Source organism: Bradyrhizobium sp. Mp27 (genome assembly GCF_029953005.1).
In the GTDB taxonomy this organism is placed as follows: Bacteria; Pseudomonadota; Alphaproteobacteria; order Rhizobiales; family Xanthobacteraceae; genus Bradyrhizobium; species Bradyrhizobium barranii.
This window is the reverse complement of record NZ_JASAUS010000409.1, coordinates 1-2,324: the sequence shown is the minus strand read 5'-3', so window position 1 is coordinate 2,324 and position 2,324 is coordinate 1. Positions and strand designations below refer to the sequence as shown.

Genomic DNA, 2,324 nt, shown 5'->3' with positions numbered 1-2,324 from the left:
CCGGCGGCTCTTCTTCGTCATCTTCGCTCCTGATTCGCAGCAAGAATCCTCGCCGCTGTCAGGCAGAAAATCCACTCAAGCTACTGTCCGAATTTGCGGGGCCAGCTCTATGATCTCGCCGGTTTCATCAACTATGACTTTCATGCGCCGCCTTCAATGCAACGCGCCGGTGCAACCGCGACGGTACGCAATTCCTCTAACCTCGTGCCGCCCCCCACGTACTCCTCATTGTACTGGCCGGAATGCAGCGCCTCGAGATCGGAGATGCCTTGCAGGTTGAGGATCGCCAGCGGACGATGGGTGCCGTCTCGACCACCACGTCGTGGGACAGCACGATCCCGGCGGTGTAGTTCGGCCCTTTGATCTGGCGAGCACCTCCGTGATCATCAGTGCCGCTTCTTTGGCATGTAGGCGGGGAAATCCTCGACCATGCGCGGGTGGTGACGAGCTTGGTGTCGTTCTCTTCAAGGGACGGCAGCGCGTATTCAAAGCACAGCTTGCGCGCGTCGGCAGGCGCATGCGGGCGATACTGAACGCCGCAGCCGCAATCGGCGCACCGCCCGGCGAGATTATCGGCCAAATGGAGCGGTGTCAGGGCCGCGCAGACAAGCACCGTCTTGCTCATGCCTCCACCTATATTCCTGCCGGGCCGCGATCGGCCTCGCAGGATCGCCAGGGAAGAAAACGCTCGGCCTCACGCAGGCTGCGCAGCATGTATTACTTCTTGAGAATGCCGATGTCGGTGTTGCCCAGGTTCTTTATGGCGCGTTCGGCGGCGGGCGTGTCCACCGCGTTGTCGTGGGAAGTTGGAGCCGGACTAACCGAGGAAGCATCCACGTCGCCGGTCGCTGCGTGGCTGAGCGGGTTGCCCACGTTGGGACTGGAGTAGCCCGCAGTGCCGCTTATGGTATGCCCAGTCGATAGGGTGCCGCCCGCATAACCTTTCGAGCCGGTGGTCGCAGTTCCACTCGCCGCCGAGCCGCTGCTGCTCGATCCACTCGCACTCTGGGCCGAAGCGAGCGAAGAGCCGCCAACGAGCAAGATCAAGATAACGGCGATGTGGTTCAAGAGCTGTCCTCTACTTGAATGACCGCTCAATGGGTTGCACCTCCGAAAGTTCCTAGGGACCTCCCGCTCTCCAAGCCACCACGTTGATGGTGGATCGCTCCCCGAATCTTGCTGCGCCGGAGCTCCAGGAGGTGGCCTCGCTTGTACGGATAGCCCCACACCGCCGAGCAATCCTTACGTCGTGCACCGGCCGCCTCAGGATCCAGTGCCGCCGGTGGCTAATCCGAACAAGGCGGCCTCCACTCAAGAATTAGGGGCGCGCGATTCACATAGGTTATGGAAAGGATTTATTAACCGGGACAAAGTGGCATTCCGGGGCTGGTTAAGCCATTTCATTTCGGAATTATTGAAACCCGGAAAGCGTGAGGGGCCGCTGTGGACGACAGCGGTCCTTCTTTGTTGTGCGAGCTACTTCGGTGCCTGCGAGCCCGGGAACCGCAGCCCCTCGCTCACATGCAATCCAGTCTCGGCTTGTCTGGCTTTGCGGAGGATAGAGACCGACACCAATTCCGCTTCTGGCCTTGAGCCGGCCGTTTGCCGAGACCCTGCTACTCTTGGGGCAGACCGGGAGCCTTGGATCGGACGCAACCAACGCTTTTGACCCTCACTGTTGGCTCGACGGCCTATCCTGTCCTCCGGTCCTCAAATTGGGTCACATTGGCGCCGGTCAGGAATACGGCCCAATCCTTCATTAGCGCCCGGCGCTTTTCGAGCTTTTGACCTCGTTGATAGGCTGCGGTCGTCTCGCTCTTGTATTTGTGGGCCAGTGCAGCTTCGCGTACGCCATCCGGATAGTCGGTGCATTCCTCGGCCCAAGTTGCGAAGGTCGACCGGAATCCGTGCACCGTTACACGTCCGTATGCGTAGCGCTTGAGCGAGGACGGCCACTGATCGCGATGCTTCTCGCTCCAGCTCGACCAGTTCGCCCGGATGTAGGCTTCCGCGCATTCTTCGAACGTCGGCAACACAACCTTTGCCTCGACGGCTTTCATTTCGTCGCGTGCTTTTCGCCTCTCCTGCACGATATCCACGCCGGCGGTGCTGCGATCGCCCTTTACGCGCAGCCGAGCCGCATCGCGCGCAAGACGTGCGTCCTTGAGCGACACGTCCTTCAACGAGCCCAGGCCGTGCCAGCGCTCTTTGCCGTCAGAGCTGGCCCCGGTTGTTTGGACAGCGCCCCGCTGGATTTAAGTGGATTCCTGCCGGGTTATGCTGAACGCGGGGCTTTACGGTTTTGTCGTTGCGTCGGGAGGGCG

At 60.8% G+C, this 2,324-nt stretch carries 3 protein-coding genes; all 3 read right to left on the bottom strand.

The genetic code is table 11. From position 1 onward, the window contains the following. Positions 1–196: 196 nt before the first annotated feature. Positions 197–625 (bottom strand): hypothetical protein, encoded by a 429-nt coding sequence (locus QJT78_RS50345; protein ID WP_155258279.1) that lies wholly within the window; start codon positions 623–625, stop codon positions 197–199. A gap of 92 nt (positions 626–717) precedes the next feature. After that, a complete protein-coding gene (locus QJT78_RS50340; RefSeq protein WP_155258278.1) occupies positions 718–1,068 on the bottom strand; it encodes a hypothetical protein in 351 nt (116 codons plus the stop codon). 623 nt (positions 1,069–1,691) lie between these two features. After that, positions 1,692–2,183 (bottom strand): hypothetical protein, encoded by a 492-nt coding sequence (locus QJT78_RS50335; RefSeq protein WP_281460832.1) that lies wholly within the window; start codon positions 2,181–2,183, stop codon positions 1,692–1,694. Between the last annotated feature and the right edge of the window lie 141 nt (positions 2,184–2,324).

Excerpts from the sequence above, each read along its gene's own strand:
- QJT78_RS50345 (WP_155258279.1), bottom strand. The coding sequence starts at position 625 with ATGAGCAAGACGGTGCTTGTCTGCGCGGCCCTGACACCGCTCCATTTG.